This is a genomic window from Pseudomonas sp. MC6 (genome assembly GCF_054790575.1).
The window spans coordinates 5,841,716-5,859,775 of sequence record NZ_CP186504.1; the positions used below are offsets into that span (position 1 = coordinate 5,841,716).

15 protein-coding genes are annotated in these 18,060 nt (G+C 58.7%); 5 read left to right on the top strand and 10 right to left on the bottom strand.

The window, feature by feature from the left end; translation table 11 throughout:
* Nucleotides 1-83 precede the first annotated feature (83 nt).
* The 3 genes from ACOYXE_RS26235 to ACOYXE_RS26245 form a co-directional block, all read right to left on the bottom strand.
* Complete coding sequence (locus ACOYXE_RS26235; RefSeq protein WP_034153753.1) at nucleotides 84-725, bottom strand: oxidoreductase; 642 nt, start codon at nucleotides 723-725, stop codon at nucleotides 84-86.
* 27 nt (nucleotides 726-752) lie between these two features.
* Nucleotides 753-2,480, bottom strand: a complete 1,728-nt coding sequence (locus ACOYXE_RS26240; protein ID WP_160059558.1) for a C13 family peptidase — start codon at nucleotides 2,478-2,480, stop codon at nucleotides 753-755.
* Nucleotides 2,481-2,592: 112 nt separating this feature from the next.
* A complete protein-coding gene (locus tag ACOYXE_RS26245; protein ID WP_064390755.1) occupies nucleotides 2,593-3,048 on the bottom strand; it encodes a MaoC family dehydratase in 456 nt (151 codons plus the stop codon).
* Nucleotides 3,049-3,242: 194 nt separating this feature from the next.
* On the opposite strand from ACOYXE_RS26245, the gene ACOYXE_RS26250 reads away from it, so the two are divergent.
* The 5 genes from ACOYXE_RS26250 to ACOYXE_RS26270 all read left to right on the top strand — a co-directional run bounded on the left by ACOYXE_RS26250 (nucleotide 3,243) and on the right by ACOYXE_RS26270 (nucleotide 5,886).
* Nucleotides 3,243-3,605, top strand: coding sequence for a CidA/LrgA family protein (locus ACOYXE_RS26250; RefSeq protein ID WP_160059557.1), 363 nt, complete (start codon nucleotides 3,243-3,245; stop codon nucleotides 3,603-3,605).
* Nucleotides 3,605-4,321 (top strand): LrgB family protein, encoded by a 717-nt coding sequence (locus tag ACOYXE_RS26255; protein WP_077574679.1) that lies wholly within the window; start codon nucleotides 3,605-3,607, stop codon nucleotides 4,319-4,321. Before ACOYXE_RS26250 ends, ACOYXE_RS26255 begins: the two co-directional genes overlap by 1 nt.
* Before the next feature lie 10 nt (nucleotides 4,322-4,331).
* Nucleotides 4,332-4,922, top strand: coding sequence for an LON peptidase substrate-binding domain-containing protein (locus ACOYXE_RS26260; protein WP_160059556.1), 591 nt, complete (start codon nucleotides 4,332-4,334; stop codon nucleotides 4,920-4,922).
* A 115-nt stretch (nucleotides 4,923-5,037) separates the two neighbouring features.
* A complete protein-coding gene (locus ACOYXE_RS26265; RefSeq protein WP_160059555.1) occupies nucleotides 5,038-5,253 on the top strand; it encodes a hypothetical protein in 216 nt (71 codons plus the stop codon).
* Between the two features lie 72 nt (nucleotides 5,254-5,325).
* Complete coding sequence (locus ACOYXE_RS26270) at nucleotides 5,326-5,886, top strand: hypothetical protein (RefSeq protein ID WP_160059554.1); 561 nt, start codon at nucleotides 5,326-5,328, stop codon at nucleotides 5,884-5,886.
* A gap of 58 nt (nucleotides 5,887-5,944) precedes the next feature.
* On the opposite strand, the gene ACOYXE_RS26275 is transcribed toward ACOYXE_RS26270, so the two are convergent.
* The 7 genes from ACOYXE_RS26275 to ACOYXE_RS26305 form a co-directional block, all read right to left on the bottom strand.
* Entirely contained in the window at nucleotides 5,945-6,397 is a 453-nt protein-coding gene (locus ACOYXE_RS26275) for a hypothetical protein (RefSeq protein ID WP_460926848.1), read from the bottom strand.
* Nucleotides 6,398-6,458: 61 nt separating this feature from the next.
* On the bottom strand, nucleotides 6,459-7,769 hold the full coding sequence (locus ACOYXE_RS26280; RefSeq protein ID WP_460926849.1) for a hypothetical protein: 1,311 nt from the start codon (nucleotides 7,767-7,769) through the stop codon (nucleotides 6,459-6,461).
* 202 nt (nucleotides 7,770-7,971) lie between these two features.
* The gene (locus ACOYXE_RS26285) at nucleotides 7,972-9,600 is read right to left on the bottom strand and encodes a hypothetical protein (RefSeq protein WP_460926850.1); all 1,629 of its coding nucleotides are present in this window, start codon (nucleotides 9,598-9,600) and stop codon (nucleotides 7,972-7,974) included.
* 450 nt (nucleotides 9,601-10,050) lie between these two features.
* Nucleotides 10,051-13,542, bottom strand: coding sequence for a calcium-binding protein (locus tag ACOYXE_RS26290; RefSeq protein ID WP_460926851.1), 3,492 nt, complete (start codon nucleotides 13,540-13,542; stop codon nucleotides 10,051-10,053).
* A gap of 51 nt (nucleotides 13,543-13,593) precedes the next feature.
* On the bottom strand, nucleotides 13,594-15,573 hold the full coding sequence (locus tag ACOYXE_RS26295; RefSeq protein WP_460926852.1) for a hypothetical protein: 1,980 nt from the start codon (nucleotides 15,571-15,573) through the stop codon (nucleotides 13,594-13,596).
* Nucleotides 15,574-15,889: 316 nt separating this feature from the next.
* Complete coding sequence (locus tag ACOYXE_RS26300) at nucleotides 15,890-17,206, bottom strand: bifunctional DedA family/phosphatase PAP2 family protein (RefSeq protein WP_160059549.1); 1,317 nt, start codon at nucleotides 17,204-17,206, stop codon at nucleotides 15,890-15,892.
* A gap of 67 nt (nucleotides 17,207-17,273) precedes the next feature.
* Nucleotides 17,274-17,969, bottom strand: coding sequence for a DNA-3-methyladenine glycosylase (locus tag ACOYXE_RS26305; protein ID WP_405122811.1), 696 nt, complete (start codon nucleotides 17,967-17,969; stop codon nucleotides 17,274-17,276).
* Nucleotides 17,970-18,060 lie beyond the last annotated feature (91 nt).

The window sequence follows — 18,060 nt, forward strand, 5'->3', positions numbered from 1 at the left end:
GAGCAGGCTAGCTCCCACAGGGGGACGCGGTGCAAATGTGGGAGCGAGCCTGCTCGCGAAAGCTTTCTTCCGGGCGCTATAGATTATTTGCCGAGCTTGCGCAGTTCATCCGACTCGATCACCCGCACACCATCCTGCTCTTCCAGCGCCAATCGCCACATCGCCCGTGCCAATTGGCACGCTTCGATGCCCCGGTATTTTCCCGGAATCAGCTTCGACAACGGCCCGGCCAGTTGCTCGGCCAGACGCGGTTCAGTCCGCTCACCCAGCAACAGCGATGGCCGGCAAATGGTCAGTTGCGGCCAGTCCTGCGCACGCAATGCTTGCTCCATTTCGCCTTTGACCCGATTGTAGAAAACCGACGATTTCGGATCGGCGCCAATCGCGCTGATCACAATCAGATGCCGCGCGCCCATTTCCCGCGCGCGTTTGGCGAACGCCACGACCATGTCCAGATCCACCGCGCGAAACGCCGCTTCCGAACCGGCCTGCTTGATCGTGGTACCGAGGCAGCAATAGGCGATATCGACACGACCACTGAGCTGCGGCAGAAAAGCCTGCGGATCTCCCACCGGGTTTTCCAGGTGCGGATGTTCCGCCAAGGGGCGACGCGAAGGGGCGAGCACGCGCGAAATCGTTGGCTCGTTGAGCAAACGGTCGAGTAGATGTTCACCGGTCAAACCGGTGGCTCCGGCAAGCAGTACGTGCTGAGGCGTCAAGTACATAGTGTCTCTCCCTTGATACTGTTCAGCTTAGTTGCTCTTTATCGCCCCGTCGTTCAATGCAGCACTTTGCAAAGCTTTTCTTGCTTGCTGTTTGCGCAGCAGTTGCCAGTGCGCCAGCACGGTTTTCGGCGCCCAGATCTGCGGCTCTGACGCCTCGAAATTGTCCGCCAGTTCACGCTCGGCGACGTTGGCCTTGGCCAGTTTGAAGGCTTGCTCCAGATCATCGGTCTGGTTCAGCGCCTGGGCGAACAGCGCATCACCGAAGTAGGTGAAGTTGGCTTCTTCCGAGCAGCCGAAGGACACCCGGTCTGCGCGCGAGGCGGTCATGATCAGCGTGCGCTCGTCTTTCAGCGCCGGGATGAACCCGCCGGAGTAGCACGAAGAAATCACGATGATCTTGTCGCGGTTTTTCAGCGGGGCGAGCACGGCGGCGAGTTCGTCGGCGGGCAGGTCGGCCAGCTCCATGCGTGGCTGGTCGAGCACCAGTTCATGCTCGGCGGTGCCGTGGCTGGTCAGGTAGATGAACAGCAGATCTTCCGGGCCGCTGCGTTCGGCGAGGGTTTGCGCGGCGCGGCGCAGGTTCTCGCGGGTGGCCATCGGCCGGTCGCCGAGGTGGTCACGGTGGTTGACCAGACGGATCTGACCATAAGCACCGAAGCGCGTGTTGAGCATATTGGCAACGTAGTCGGACTCGCGCAGGAACACGCTTTGCTTGCCGTCGCCACCGAGGGTCAGGGTGTACAGCTCGACCGCCGGGGTCGACGCGGGGATGGCGGCCAACGCGTCTTCGAGCAGGCGACCCTGAGCGAGCAAACCGAGTTCGAGGGTGTCGGGCAGCAACTTGCCGTCGGCGTCGCGCACGCGCTGGCCGTTGATCCAGGTGCCACTCATGACGCTGCCATCGGTGAGCACCAGCGTGCCGCGTCCGGAGTAGCTGTCGTTGTCGAAACCGCCAATGTAGAAGCTGCCATCAGACAGGTTCAAACGGCCCTGCCCGCTGAAGCGCCAGTCGCTGAACGCGCCGATGTAGTGGCTGCCGTCGGCACCGATCAACTCGCCCTTGCCGGTCAGTGCGCCTTCCTTGAACTGGCCAAGCCAGACATCGCCGTCAGCGTTTTCGTAACGGCCTTTGCCGTGCAGCTGATTGTTCTTGAAGCCGCCGACATAGATGTCGCCGTCAGCGCTGTTGAACGTACCGTTGCCTTCCAGCTGACCGTTGACGAAATGCCCGGTGAATGAATTACCGCTGGAGTCGCCGCGCTGACCCTCGCCGTTCGGTTTGCCGTGGGCGAACTGGCCCTGATAGGAGCTGCCGTCGTCCATTTCCAGACGACCGAGCCCGGAATACTGGTCAGCCTTGAATTCGCCACGGTAGGTCATGGCGTTTTCTTTCAGGGTGCCTTCGCCGTCGCGGCGGCCTTGCTTGAAGCCGCCGGTGTAACTGCTGGCGTTGGTGGTCAGGCTGCCCTGGCCGTCGAACAGGCCTTGCTGGAACTGCCCGCGATAGATCTCGCCATTGCTGCCATGCCATTCGCCCTGACCATGCCACTGGCCCTTGTCGAACTGCCCGGCATACCAACTGCCGTTGGGGTAGTCGACGCGGCCCTGACCTTGCAGCAAGCCATCGACCAGTTCACCGCGATAGCGTCCGCCATCGGGCAGGCGCGCATCCGGCGGCAACAGCGATTCGCCGTCGCCGCAAGCGGTGAGCATCAGGGTCAAGGCAAGGGGTGCAAGACGTGCAATTGAGCGCATAGCGGGATCCGGGCAATTAGGCGACCGAGTATGCCGCAGCTATGTGAACTAATGCAGCCGGTAAAACCAGTGTTGACGCGAAACAGCGTGCGCTGCTTCGCATCCGGAACGATTACACGAAGCAGAGCGACAGTGGCTCGGCGATATAGGCCGGTTTTTCCGAGCCTTCTATCTCCAGTGTCGCGGTGGCTTTGAGCAGCCACTGGCCAGGCTTTTTCTCGGTCACTTCGCCCAGATCGACCTTGAGCCGGACTTTCGAGTTGACCTTGACCGGCTGGATGAAACGCACGCTGTCCAGGCCGTAGTTGACGACCATCTTCACGCCTTGCGGCAGGATCAGGATGTCTTCCATCAATTTCGGGATCAGCGACAACGACAGGAAACCGTGGGCAATCGTGCTGCCGAAAGGCGTCTGAGCGGCTTTGACCGGGTCGACGTGAATGAACTGATAATCACCGGTGGCTTCGGCGAACAGGTTGATGCGTTCCTGATCGATGGTGAGCCATTCGGAACGTCCGAGTTCCTTGCCGACATAATCTTTGAGCTCTGCAACTGGAACATAGGGCATTGAGACTCTCCTTGGGTTCATCGGTTTTATAGTTTTTCAGGTGGGGGGATTTGACCTCCCTGCGAACCACTGTAGATCATCATGGCGATTTGCTCCGGTCAACCGACCATGCTTTTGGCGAATGCCGATTCATAGCGCAGGCGTGCTTATAATGCGGGCGACTTGCACAGTGGAAAGTAAGACGGAGATGTCGGATGTTGCTACGTGGCCTGACCCTGCTGGTGCTGTTTCAATTGCTCGGTACGGCGCTCAATCATTTGCTGTTGCCGATACTGCCAGGGCCGATCATCGGTCTGTTGCTGTTGCTCGTCTTCCTGATTGTTCGCGGTGAAGTCGGCGAGCCGCTGAATCTCGCGGCCGGCAGTCTGCTGCGTTATCTGCCATTGCTGCTGGTGCCGCCGGCGGTGGGTGTGATGGTTTATGCGAGCGACATTGCCGCGGATTTCTGGGCGATTGTCGGCGCGCTGGTGCTGTCGTTGATCCTGTCGATGGCCTTTGCCGGCGTGCTGATGCAGCGCCTGGTCAAACGTCACGCGCCTGCGTCGGAGGAGTCCTGATGCTTTTCGACTGGCAAGGGGCGTGGGCTTCGGTGATTCATCACCCGCTGTTCGGCATCGGCATTACCCTCGGTGCCTATCAACTGGTGCTGGCGGCGTTCGAGAAAACCCGCTGGATCTTTCTGCAACCGGTGCTGGTCTCCATGTTGTTGGTGATCGGTGTGCTGGTTGGCTGCGGCCTGACTTACGCCGAGTACCGCAAGAGCACCGAGATCCTGAGCATTCTGCTCGGCCCGGCCACCGTGGCGCTGGCGGTACCGCTGTATCTCAACCTGCGACGTATTCGGCAATTGTTCTGGCCGATTTTTACTACGCTGGTGATAGGCGGGGTGGTCGCCACGGGCATGGGCGTGCTGCTGGGCTGGTGGTTCGGTGCCGAGCACATGATTCTGATGACCATGGCGCCGAAGTCGGTGACCTCGCCGATTGCCATGCTGGTGGCCGAACAAATCGGCGGCGTTGCGGCGCTGGCGGCGGTGTTCGTGCTGATCACCGGGGTGATCGGCGCGATCTTCGGCCCCGCGCTGCTGACCCGCCTCGGCGTGCACAGTCCCGAAGCGCGAGGCATGGCGCTGGGCATGACCGCCCACGCGGTCGGCACGGCGGTGGCCATGCAGGAAAACGATGAGTGCGGCGCCTTCGCGGCGCTGGCGATGAGTCTGATGGGCGTGGCCACGGCGGTGTTCCTGCCGTTGGCGGTGTCGATGGTGGTGTAAGGAAATGTCTATGAGTCTGCCGCTTTTCCCGTTGAACACAGTGCTGTTTCCCGGCTGCAACCTCGATCTGCAGATCTTCGAGGCGCGTTACCTCGACATGATCGGCCGCTGCATGAAACAGGGTGGTGGCTTCGGCGTGGTGTGCATCCTTGACGGCCACGAAGTCGGTGTCGCGCCTGAGGGTTTCGCGCTGGTCGGCTGCGAAGCACGGATTACTGATTTCCAGCAGCAGGACAATGGCTTGTTGGGGATTCGCGTGCAGGGTGGGCGGCGCTTCCAGGTGTTGCGTACCGAAGTGCAGCGCGATCAGTTGATCCTCGCCGATGTCGAGTGGCTGGATGACGAACCCGAGCAACCGCTACAGGACGAAGACGCTGACCTGGTGGCGCTGCTCAAAGCCTTGGCCGAGCATCCGATGGTTGAAGCGCTGAACATGGGCACGGATGCGCTCGGTCAGCAGTCGCTGGCCAATCAGTTGGCCTATCTGCTGCCATTCGCCGAAGAGGACAAGGTCGATCTGCTGCAACTCGACGACCCACAACAGCGGCTGGATGCGATTCAGGCATTGCTTGATGAGTTGCAAGGCGAGCTGTTTGCCTAGTTGTACTTTGAATTAACTGGCCGACGTTGCCAGCATTGTCTTGCTGTTGTCTTTGTCTTAACTTCAAGTTGCCCCGCAGGACGCGGGCAATTTGAATAACAACAAGGATAAACACATGACTGTCTATGAAGATGAACGGGCGTTTTGGGATGACATCGCCGGCAAGTATATTTTGAAACATGCCGAAACTGACCATAACGTCGACCACGTCATTGAAGCTGCCTCAACGTATGCCGACCGGATGGTGTTGGCCCGGCGTAAACGAAAATCTGAAAAAGTCCCCGTCGGTGATGTTTCGCGGATGTCGGTAACCGCCGCTATCGCCGTCTGATCATTTCCCTTTTTCAACTTTGCCTGTCGTTGCAATCTGGTGATGACAGGGCGTTTACAGGTGGGCAACTTAATGTCTTTAGCAAACATAAACAGCAACGCATTCACGGCGCATCTTTATCTTGATGGCCGCCCCGTGGTGCTTAATCAACAACGTCTGCAGCAGGTTCTGCGCGACCTGCGCATAACCCAGAGCGAAAAACTGGATGCCGAAGTAGGGCTGGCAGATCTGCGGGTTTCCAGTTTCATAACGCTGGCCGACCATGAGGAGGATAAACCGCTGTTGTTGAAGTTCGTCCCTCAGGGCGACCAATATGCCATCAGCCTTGTGCAGTCGGGGACGTTCGATGGCGCACGGTTATTCATTGAGGACAAGACACATAACCTGTTGGCCAGCACCAGTGCCCCCGTGCAGTACTTTTCATTCAGTACCTATGGTGTGAGCAAGGCTTCTCTGCGGCATATCGAACCGGGTCCGGCGTATCTCGAGTTGAACAGCGAGCCGAATGACAAGCCTTTATATCGAAATACAAGCAGCGGTATGAGCACCTTCCTGAACAAAGACCCCAATCAGACGGAGCATAATGCGTTCAATAACAAACCCGCAAAATTCGTGATCAAGGTAATCAAGTAGCGTAAATCCGCTGTTCAGTAAAAGGCGCCATTCATCACTAAAATGAATGGCGCCTTTTTCACGCTCGGTAATGTTCGGCCACGGGCCAGGTCACATCGTTGGAAAATGTGTTTTTGCCTTTGGCCAACGTCAACACGACGCCACCGGAGCGGGCTATCTGATTTATCAAGTCGTCATAAGGCGTGGTCCCATGCGTGTAGGCGTCGTACGCATCGGTTCCCGCCCACGTGGCTTTCTCGATCGCCTCAGCGCGGTCACCGGCCTGCACTAAAATATCCTCGACTCTGGCCGCGCGGCTCAGGTCCGAACTCACCAGCCAGATCCGTTCTGCGCTGATACCTCGCGTCGGCATTGATATTCGACCCTCCAGTACATCCCCGTCAAAATCCCTGTCGTTCAGGTAGATATTTTCCACCCGGGGTACCACTTCGATGCCGCGCGTGTCGATGACATAAAGGAAGCCAAGCAGTTGTCTGCGTCGGAGCAATGGATAGTCGCGCGAGTTGTCCATTTCAAACGATGTTTCTGATTCGTTAGCCGAACTGTGTCGGTTTCCGCTCGACGAATCACTGTCAGAGAAATGCCCCGGATAGCGGTTGGTCCTGGCTGTTGTAGTGCCGAGGGTTGGAATAGTAATCAAACCCCATGTAGGTCAAACCATTGGCTGCACCGAAGGTCGCGCTGAAAGCCGATTTGGTCGTGGAGTCAGAAGGGTTGCCCCTCAACTTTACCAAGCGTTTGTCTCGAGCCAGTTCAAAAGGCGTTCGCATATCAGCGCGGAACATGGCCGGGATGTCTGTTCGGTAAAGATAGTCATGCTGATTGCGCTGGTAGCCGGCATGTTCCAGATAGCCTTTCAGGAAGCTTTCCTCATAACGTTGTTCGACGGGAGGCAAGTCATAGGTATAGCTTTCGCCTTCCTCTCGGAGTCTGAGACTGAAAGGGCCCAGTTCTTGTGCTATCAGGGCAAACCGCTTGTCATCCAGCGTGTTCTGAGTCAATCGTTTGTGGTGTTCGGCCCATTCAGGGAAGTGGCCGTGCTCCATGTCCAGTCGCAGGCGGTTTTGCTGAGCAATGCTCAAGTTGTAGCTGCGCAGGATTTGCGAACGCTCATCTTTGGTTTTTTGCGGATAAGACCATCTCAGTGAGTCGGTCAAAAAGGTGTGGATATCCGGTTCGTTGTAGCGCGTGGCCCAGTCGGGTGCTTTTCCTGAAGATTCAGCTTCGATTCGAAATGCCAAGGCCTGCGCACCTTCCAGGCGATAGACGCTCCAGATATCGCCATCGCTCCAATGTGCCAGTTTCAAGGGAATGGCGCTGTCTCCCCGTGCCTCAATGGGATCAACTCGAATCAAACGTCTTTTTTCATCGGTGAAGGCGAAACCTGCATCTCTGGCCGTTACTTTGAATTCAGTCCAATTGCCATACGGGCCGGAGTGCTGCAACGCCACCTGTTGGTGAACGGAGTAGTACCCTTGTGCATCGGCGGTATGAGACGGGACGTATTGCCGGGGGTCATAGTATTCAATGGGTTTCTTCAGGCTCCAGAGATTACTGTCGGACACTCGATAAAGCGGTGGCCCTGAGGGAGTCCGCTCACTGGGCAACCTGGCCCGCCAGGTCTTGATCAAATCGTGGAATGCCACCATCACCGTCAGCCCGGAGGCTGATCCATCTTCGTTGGCGACGTCCGCGAACTGTCGCCCTTTGTAGGTCTTCAGTCCGTCTGCCTCGTGGGGCAAAGAGGCGTCGACATGCTGGAAGTACGGTTCCAGAGGCGATGTTGTTGGCGAACGCGCAGGCGTCTGCGCATCGGGCATCCGTGTAATCGTAATGCTGGGCTCGACGCTCGCGGTGCTGCTGGGAGAACCGTCGGTGTTCATGCCCGGTAACTCGCTCGAACTGGCCGTTCTGAGGCGGCCAGGCAAACGTGAATCCAGATCGAATGGCCGATCGTAGGGCGCAGGGCGGGGTGTCGATGTGCCGGGTATTTCAGTTGTTGGGGAGGGGCGCAGAGGCCCGGGTTTCTGGCGCATAAAAGTCACTCCATGTGATTGAGTCAGCCATCCCTTGGCTGAATTGTGTTCAAGGCCGGTCATGCTCGGCAACCGGCCAGGTGATGTCATTAGCGAACGTCGTGTCGCCTTTGGGCAGATCCAGTATCACGCCGCCTGAACCTTTGATTTCGTCGATCAGGCTGTCATAAGCGTTACTGCCAAAGTGCCCGGCGGCTCGACTGTCGGTTCCCGCCCAGGTGGCCTGCTCAATAGACGCTACACGGTCACCCGCTTGCGCCAGTACATCGTTGACTCTGGCAGCGCTCGTCAGGTCGGAACGCACCAGCCAGATCCGCTCGGCGCTGATGCCGCGTGTAGGTGTGGAGATATGTCCTTCCATATCATCGAAGAGAAACTTGCCATTGCCGGGATTGAATGCCTTGTTCTCCGCCCCCGGCACCACTTCCAGGCCTCGGGTATCGATGGCGTAGACAAAGGATGTCGTTTGCTGGCGACGTCTGGACTCATAGCCTTTCGAATCATCGAAAACAAAAGAACTGTCGGAGTCGGCCTCGTCGCCGGTTCGTTTGCCCTCCGACACCGAACTGCCGCCCGAATCGGAAGACTCCCCGCTACGTCCTTTGGACGACTGCGGATTCACGCCGGGAAAACGATTGGCCTGCGAGTTGTAATGCAGCTCGTGATAGAAGCCGCCCTTGGTCGCCGCGTAGGCGGTGGCGTCATGCAGTCCGAACGTTGCACTCAACGCACGCTTGTTCGTGGTACCCGTGGGATTGCCTTTGCGGTACATCATCCGGCCGTCCCGGGCCAATTCGAACGGTATGCGGGTTTCGCCTCGGAACATCGCCGGGATGTCGGTGCGGTACAGCATGTTGTGCCGGGTTCGCTGGTAGCCGAGGTGGGTCGCATAGTCGGCTAAAAAAGCCTCGCTGTAGCGGCTGGCAGGCCAATGATGATTGAGCGCCAGCCCTTGGGTTCGCAAGTCTTGAACATAGTTTTCCAATTCTTCGCCGATCAGTTTGAAACGCTGTTCATTGCTCGTGTCGAGGGTGAGCCGTTTATGTTGTTCCGCCCACTGCGGCACCTGGCCGTTGATCAGTTCTGTGCGAAGCTGGCGCAACTGGGCTTTGCTCAGGTTATAGCTGCGCAGTAACGTCAGGCGCTGTGCGAATGTCAGCAGTGGATGCCGCCACTTCAGTGATTCGGCGACATGTTGGTAGTCTTCGGTGTTCTGCGCTCGCAGCGCCCACGACGGTGGCTGGCCGGACGTTTGTGCCTGCTCGCGGAAGTCAGCCAGACGCGCGTCATCCACGATGTACATCTGCTGAATGTCCTGATCGGTCCAGTGTGCGAGCTTCAGTGCTGGCGGCATCGGAGTGCTTGCTCGCGTCGGGTCGACGGCGATCCAGTGATGGCTTTGATCCTTGTAGGCGTAACCCAATGTCGGCAATTCTTCGCTCGAGGACCGGCGACGAAATTCATGAAGCCCATCGGCACTGGCTTGTGCGGAAAATGAATAATCGTCGGCATTGAGATAAGTCAGGTGTCGATCCAGGCTCCAGAGATTGTCGTGGATCGTTCGATAAACCGGCGGGCCCGGCGCTAAAACCCTGAACGACATGACTCGGTACGTTTTGAGTTGCGCATCGTATTGGACACACACGTGATGCCTGCCCTCAGTGCCGGGGAGTTGCACATCGACCCAGTCCCTGGCGAGGTAACTGCGCAGGCCGTCCGCATTCGGCGCTGGCATGTCGCCGAAGTACGGATGGGCGTAATCCTCAAGTGAACTTGCCGAAAAAAATCGCGTGTCCGTGCCGGTAACCGGTGAAGTGCTGACTTCGATTGCCCGGGATATTGATCGGGACGTGCCCGGCTCATCCTGGCGCGGTCGTTTCGGCGACGAGGGCACATCGGGCGAGAGCGCGCCGCCGGGGGCAGGCAGCAGCGGGGTGTCGGTTGAGCGGTCTCGCGGCGGCGATGCGCGGGTCGAGGACTCGACGGGGGGAGACTTGGGCCGTGGGCCCGGTTTTTGTCGCATCGGCTGTCACTCCCTGTGGATTCGTCAGCCATCCATTGGCTGAATTGAACATGCGTCGGTGTGAGTTCCACTCACACCGACGCTCGGTTATTGGCGTCTGGCCGCTCAGGCTTTGGCGGCGGGCGAGATCTGAAGATCTTGCGGCTTGAGTCGCGCCACAGGGTCACTGTCGATGCCCCAGTACTTTCTCACGGAGTTGTAAAACACCGTGCCGGATTTCCCGGGGGCAAAACCAATGTTCGTGACATGAACTTTCGCCGCCAGTTCGTTGCGCTGCAGGTGCAGATCGATGTCGGCCACCAGCGCTTCGACACTGGCATACCCACGGGCATCGATGACGTACAACTGAAGCACTTCAAACAGCAGGGAGACTTCATAAACGTTGCCTGCCGACGTCACCACGCTGATGGATTCCACCGGGGCGTCATCGTCGACCTCGGGCAATTCGATGGTCACGCTGGCGATGTGCAGGCGGTTGCCCTCCAGTTGAATATCTTCGCGCACGACCCGTTCTTTCAATGTGCGGGTATACAGATTCCAGATGGAGGCGTCGGCGGTTTTTGCCGTGGCGCCTGGTGTCGAAAGACGAACGATCGAGTTGCTGGCGAGATGCACGTCATAGGTCGAACTCTGGCCCTCAAGCACATAAATTCCGGTATGCGATCCGGCTTCAATGGTGATCCGGCTGGGCTGTGCAGTCAGCGCTGGCTTGACGCTCGCCAGCGGTCTGACAAAGCGATAACTGCCATTGCGTCGCTTGAGGAAACTGCGGGTGCTGCGCACGCGAGTGCCGGGATTTTTTGCATCGTCTTCATAGTCCATCTGCGGAACTTGCAGTCGGTACGAAACCTGATCCTGCATGATCAACACCACGTCTTGCATCAGCTGTGGCGTCGTGACTTTCAGGCTGTTTCTGCCGCTGTAACCGGTGGCAGCCGAGAGGGGTTGAACGACACTTTTGAAGGTCAGCACTTTCGACGGCAACAGCACAGACAGGTTGATGTCCCGGTAGTACAGATGAGTATTGCCCGAGACACCTTTGCGCACCTCCACTTCATAGGTGAGCAGGGCGTCGACAATGTCGGCGTCGTTGTAGGCCAGAAAAACCGAGCGCGATGTTTCGGCTGTATTGCGCCGCGCAACAAACGCCACCGGACGAGCCGTGCGTGAGACGTAATGTCGCTTCATACCTTCTTCCGCAATCTCGACAGTGCCACCGTTGACGATGTGTACGGCGGGGGCGGGCTGGCCAATCACGGTCACAGCGGGTTCGATCGTGTGAGTCGACGCATCGTCCAGTTGCCTCGGCAGCTGAGCCAGAAGCTCAAAGCCATCCTGGGTTCTGAACGTGAACTGATCATTCTTCAGTTGGCGCTTGCCGTCGATCCACTGATAGACATTTTCGACGGTCAACTCATGCTCGGGATCGTCACCGTCCTTGCCGCGCAGGGAGCTGACCACCAATGACGTGCCGATGATCTGCCAGCGCTGAATGATGTCCGCCGGCCAGCCGAATTCGATCAGGCTCGACTGCTCGCCGTCCTCGACGAGGGTCGTGCGCGCATTGCTGCTCGCGATGTAATAGCGGTCCGCGCCACTGCCGCCCTCCACCCGACAGTCGAGTCCGTAGATGGCAATCGTGTCGTCGCCAGCGCCGGTGGAGATGCGGTCGTAACCGTTGGCGGTAATCCGGTTGGCCTCGGCGTTGCCGGTTACCCGGCTGGTGCCTCTGCGCAGTGTCGAAACGTTTTCAATCGAGGTGAGTTGCGCGACGTCAACGGTATCGACGGCGGAATCAAGACCACGCAGGGCCAGTTTGCCGCTGTGCAGGTTGATGTCGTGGCCGATGTTTCGTGTATCGCTGATCGGGCGACTGCCTTCGAAGGCCAGTGTGTCGGAGCCGGCACCACCATCGAGCACGCTGAGGTGCGCCGGTTTGCCGGTGCGGTTCAACTCTTTTTCGCTGACGTCCTGGTAAAACGCATCGTTCTTGTCACCCCCGGTCAGCGCTTTGTGATCGTCGCGATAGGTGAACAGGTTGGGTTTGTTGCCGACACCGATGACCCGGTCATTGCCGCTGCCCAGGCGCCAGAACACGCCTTTGTCGTCACCGGCGCTACCGGATATTTTGCCTTTGAGGCCGGCGGGCAAACCGTTGCCGGCATCGATCACATCGTCGCCCTCGACAATGGCTGCCTGGCTGTCGAGTTTGAATGGCTGTTCGCCTGCGCTTTCATCCCATCGGTAGCGCCAGAGTTTCACCGGCTTGAGTTCAACCTGGAACGCGCCGTTGATCACGTGTTCGATGGAGTGCTTGTACGCGCCTTGCAGCATGTCCTTGGCCGACACGTCGAGCTGCTTCTGGTAATCATCAAAGCCCTTGGAGAGTTTGAAGCGATCAATGACCTCCTTGTCCAGTTCCTTGCCGGTGAAGGCGAACCAGCCCGAGCGCATGCGTTCTTCGAAAGTCAGCTCAATGTAGTCATCGATATCGTCCACCACCCGGGCGGCTTGATAGATGATCGAGGCGGCGATGAGCAAACCGGCGGCGACTAGGCCGACAGGGCCGGCGACGCTACCGAATCCCGCCAGCGCGGCGACACCCAGCACGAGGCTGATGCTCGCTCCCGCTACGCTCAAGCCGCCGCTGACATAGTGGTCCTGAGCTACTTTTCCCTGCGACGCAGCGGCGGCATTGAACGATTTGACGGCGTCGGTGATATCAAAGGGCAAAGTGATTGCGCTGGCGAACATTCCGGCGCCCCGGCTCATGTATTTGCCGACGGATGTACGCGGGAAGTACTTCAGCGTATTGCCGCCATTTCTGAGCATGTATTCACCGCCCTTGGCCAGCCCTCGCTCGATGATCAACGAGCCGAATTCGGCGGCGATGGAGCCGCCCTGGAAAAGCGCTTCCAGCTTTTCGCCGGCCTTGATCGCATCAATCATGGCTCTGTAACCGCTGTAGATGCCAAACGCCTGCATGCCCACGCCGGCGCCGCTCATCAGATAGCTTTTGTTTTTGCTGATCCAGCCTGGCGCGTTTGCCAGTGCGTCGACACGATGGATATCCAGTTTTTGCGCAGCCTTGCCCAATTGATTCAGGCGATCCATGGCGCTGCCGGGATCGATGACGGTGTCGGCGACGAACAGCGGCGCGGCATCGACGGAGCGCTTGCAGGCGATTTCATAGAACAGCATGGCCGCCTCGCCGCTGTCGGCAATGTCCACGGATTTCAAGCGCGCCTGCACCTTGTCCGCGTCGAAGTTGAGCCCGTCGAGAAACGCTTGATCCGCTCGTTGCAGACCGGCATTCGCCGGGCTGATGGGCTGGCCATTGATCGTTGCGCCCATGGCCTGGAGTTCGACCCGGCTGGTCATCACCTCGCCGATGCGCAAAGGGCCGAAGTGTTTGTCGAGGGATTTGAGCGTGCGCCGCCAGGACGCGCCGGCGTCAGTGTCAGTGTCAGTGGCCGGCGTTGCGGCGTTGAGCGTGCCGGCCGCAGGTGCATGGGCATTGTCCGAAGCACTGACAGGGGTGACCTGAATGGGGCTGACGCTGGACATCTGCAGGGGCGGGGAAAGCATTTTTGACATGTCATTAATCCTTTAATGAGGTGTGTTGATTCCGGTGTCCGTACCGGTTTTTTACGGGTTCTGAGTCGTCGGCGTATGCACGTCTGGCCAGCTGATGTCGTAGGCAAATTCGTTACCGTTGCCCGACAGCCTGAGCACGGGCTTGCCTGCGGCCTCGGTCTTGTCGATCAATTGGTCGTATTCGAATTTGTTGCGGTGTCCTGCATGGGTGGCGGCTTTGATGCGCTTGGCGCTTGCGCCGGCCTGCTCCAGGAGGTGGTCGATCTGCACCGCTTTGGTAAGGGAGGAGTTCAGCAGCCAGATACGATCTGACTCCAGACCGCTGCGGGTCACCGAAACCAATCCTTCGAAGTCATCGGACGGAAACCAGGTCGTGGGTGTCTTGATGGCCTCTGAATTGAAACTCATGTTTTCTTCGTGGGGGACGACTTCCAGTTGGCGTGTATCCAGGACGTACAGAAACATTTCGTTCTGCTTTTCGCGGGTGCGTCTGTAATTTCGTTCGTAATTCCATGGGAACGAAGTGCCCGGGTCAGACCAATCGGAAGAGTCGATGCTGTCGGTGTCACTGGCGTTGTTGGCATCATTTGAGTCACTGTCCGAGGACGATTCGTGCCTTTCGCGTCCGGGGTATTTGTTGGTCTGACGGTTGAAGCGCAAGTACTCAGGATCCGGGGCGCTGGCATACATCTTTCCTTCTTTGAGACTGAAGGTAGCGCTCATCGGCTTGTGCGTCGTGGCGCCGGGCTTGTGGTGATAGCGCGGCAGCATGAAACCGTCCTTGGCGAGCTCGAAGGGCGTGCGTTCATCGCCGCGAAACAGCGCCGGAATGTCTGTGCGGTACAGGCAATTGTTCTGGTTGCGTAAATAGCCGAGCCTGTTCAGGAGTGCTTCACGCACCTCGCGCGTCAGGCTGGCCTTTGGGCTGTACCAGTCATGCCGGGCATCGCGTTTGAGGTTGAGGTCCTCGACGGCGGTCTGGCTCCACTGCTCGAGGCGCTGGGGATTGTTGACCTCTTCAGTCAGGCGTTTGTGCGCCTGAGCCCACTGCGGGAAACCTTGCCCGCTCGTCATCTCCTGCTGCAGGCGCAGCAATTGGCTGGGCAGCAAATTGTAGGACTGCAGTAATGTCTTGCGTTGTTTCAGGGTCATGTCCGGATGCAGCCAGCGCAAGGCATTGTTCGCGAGTTCTTTGGGCGGAGAGTCGCTGGAAACCGATTCGACCCAGGGCGGCGCTTTGCCGATGGCGTGTGCCTCGGCGCGGAACCGTGGGATATCCGCACCTTTAATGTCGTACAGCAGCCAAATCTCCTGATCGGTCCAGTGTTTCAAGTGCGTGGGTTCTGCACCGAATCCTGCGACGGGGGGATCCACTTCGAACCAGTTGGCGGAGCTGTCCTTGAACGCAAACCGGATGTCGGACTGGCTGGTACTGCGCGTCGGGGTGAACTCGTAATAGCCTTGGGCATCCGGCGAACGTGACGAGACGGTGTAGCGGCTTTTATCAAAGTAGGTCGGCAGGCGCGCCGGGCGAGGTCGTTTGACGGGCTGTTCGGTCAAGCGCCAGGTCGGCCGACCCTCATTCTTGTACAGACGCGGGCCGGAAGGCTGGCGTTCGGTCAGCAGTTTGCTGCGGTAGACGCCGGACGCGTCAAGGTCGACATGGGTCGTGTGCAGGCTGCCTTCCCATTCGACGTCGGCGAATCGACGCCCGACGATCCAGCGAATGCCGTCGTCGTCCGCCGGTTTCATCCCGCGCAAAAAGTTTTCGTTCAGCCAGTAATTGTCCAGCGACCCGGCGGCAATGGTCTGGCTTTGCATTGGCATGTCGCGGATAACCACGGCGGGCGTCTGGGGCGTATCCGCTCCCGTGCGGGCGCTGCCGGGCTGGAGCGGCGTTGCGTAATCAGGCAAACCGGACAGTCGATAGCCGGCGGCCGCTCCGGTGGTGAGCGGTGTGTCGGGGCTGCTGATCGGGTCTGATTGTTGAAGTGTGGAATATGGACGTTTACGCGGTATTTTCGGACTCATGACTGACTCGAAATCAACTGATCAATAAATCCCCGAAAGTTTGTAAAACTGTCTTAGGGTTTTTATGAACAGTCATTAAGTTGAAGGGTGAGCGAGTCAATCTAATGGTTTTTCAGATGAGTGAAAGCAGTGAGTACCTTGCGTTGCGTTAAATGTGTAACTTGGATTTTTAGGGCGTATTGAACGGGGTTTTTTCATCGGGTAACTAGGGAAAAGTTACCGTGGAAGAGAAAGTTGGAGTGAGGTAATAGCGCTGCTCTCGTCGGAAACTTCCTAAAAGAGCAGCGTGGAGACATTAAGGGTTGTTAGCGCTTAATTAATAGGCATAGCGCAACAGCGTGTGAGGCAAGTGTCGAAGCACAAAGAAACCGAACATCGCCACCATGGCCGGCAAAATCAACCACCACACTTTGAATGGCATGGGATTAAGGGCCGTCGAGCGCTGGCTCAGCCACAGGCTGGCGGCGCAGACGCAACTGGCCAGCATGGCACCAGCCAATACGTCGGTCGGCCAGTGCGCGCCCAGGTAGACCCGCGACAAGGCGATGGCCAGTGCAGGGATGCAGCCGATCAGCAGCCAGGTCAGGCGCATACGCGGCGGCTGGCCACGGCCCGCGAGTACGGCCAAGGTCAGAAACAGTGCGAAGGAACCTGAGGCATGGCCGCTGGGCATGCTGTAAGTGGTCAGCGGATCGGTCAGCACTTCCGGGCGCACCCTAGCGAAGAAATACTTCGTCCCGGTGTTGGCCAGCGCGGTCACCAACAGCGTGCCCACCGCGAACAGCGCTTGGCGCCATTGGCGGCACACTAACAGCAGGGCGACGAGCAGCGCGCTGAACATCAGCATGTTGCGGAATTCGCCGATCAACGTCAGCGTGACGGCCACTTCGTCCAGTACCGGCTGGCGATGCTCCTGCACCAGCGTCATCACGCCTTGATCAAGCGCTGTCAAATACGGATAGCCGATGAACAGCCCGATCAGAATCAACAGGCTCATGCTGCTGATCCAGATCGTTGCGCGGCGGTGACGGCGCAGGCTGCTGTTCACACTGAGGCCGACCATTGCCGCAATACTGCCGGCGACAATCCCGGCTTGCAGCCAGAACCCCTCAGGCAATGGCAGCCGGAAGGCCGCGCCGGTGGCCCAGCCCGGCAGCAGATAGGCCAGGCTCCAGCCAGCGGCGGCCAGCAGGCTGACAGCGGCGAAGCGGGGGAAGGGCATGTCGCACATGCCGGCGACCATGGGCAGCATCGGCCGCAACGGTCCGATAAAGCGACCGACCAGCAGGCTGGCGATGCCGTAGCGCTGGAAATACGACTCGGCGCCAGCCATCCATTCTGGATGATGACGCAGTCCCGGCAGACGACGGATGTTCTGGTGAAAGTGGCGGCCGAGGAAATACGAAACGGCGTCGCCGAGAATCCCGCCTAGAAACCCCAGCAACAGGGTCTCGCTCAGCGACAGTGCGCCGCTACCGGCCAGAACGGCGATGGCAAACAGCAGCACCGTGCCCGGTACGATCAAGCCGGCAATCGCCAGGCATTCCACCATAGCAACAATGAACACCGCAGCAGCCAGCCATTGTGGATTGGCCGCCAGCCACCCGGTCACGCTATCGAGCCATGGGCCCATACCAAAAAACTCCAATCATTGATTAACCCGGCAGGCGCAGCCGTCGGCAGCCCGCAGGGGCGTGTGTTTACAGCAGAAAATAATCCCGGCCTTCGACCTGACCGCGTCGCAGCGGGTTCCGCGTGCACCATTGCGCGTAAGTCGCATCGACGAAGCGGTACATCAAGTGTTCGTCCCGGCCATGGGGGATACCCAGGCGGGTGGTCTGAATGATGTGCGAGGGCGCAGGCCCGGTGTCTTCTACCAGAAGGACTTCATGATCGAAACGTTTGGCATCCCACACTGGTACTTTCAGCCCCAGCGCCTTGCACAGCAGGGTCTGCCCGGCGCAAAGCTTTTGCGAGGGGCGCGCACGTCCCTGAGCATCAGGGTTGTTCAACAACATCTGCGCCAGACTCGCCGGCCCGCTGATTTCATCGACCCACGGATAGGCGGATTTGATCAATACCGCATTGCCCGGGCCCTGCGCACTGAAGTTCAGCGAATCACCGCCACGGGCGTAGTACATATAGATGTGCCCGCCATCCAGAAACAAAGCCTTACGCTTTTCTGTGTAGCCGAGGGACGCGTGGCTGCCCTTTTCTGCGCAGTAATAGGCTTCGGTTTCAATGATTCGCGCGCTCAGCCACAGATCCCCAACCCGGTGGCGGATCACTTTGCCGAGCAGATCCTGCGCCAGCACTTGTGCATCTCGGTCGAAAAAGGCGTCCGGGAGCCCCAGCGGCAGGCGTTCGGCGCGGTGGCGAACGGTCAGGTTGGACATGGCAGGCAACGATTATCCAGACTCAGGAGGTCGTGATGATAACAACGCACGGCTTAATTGGGCCTGAACGCTGGTGAATCTGCGTTCATTT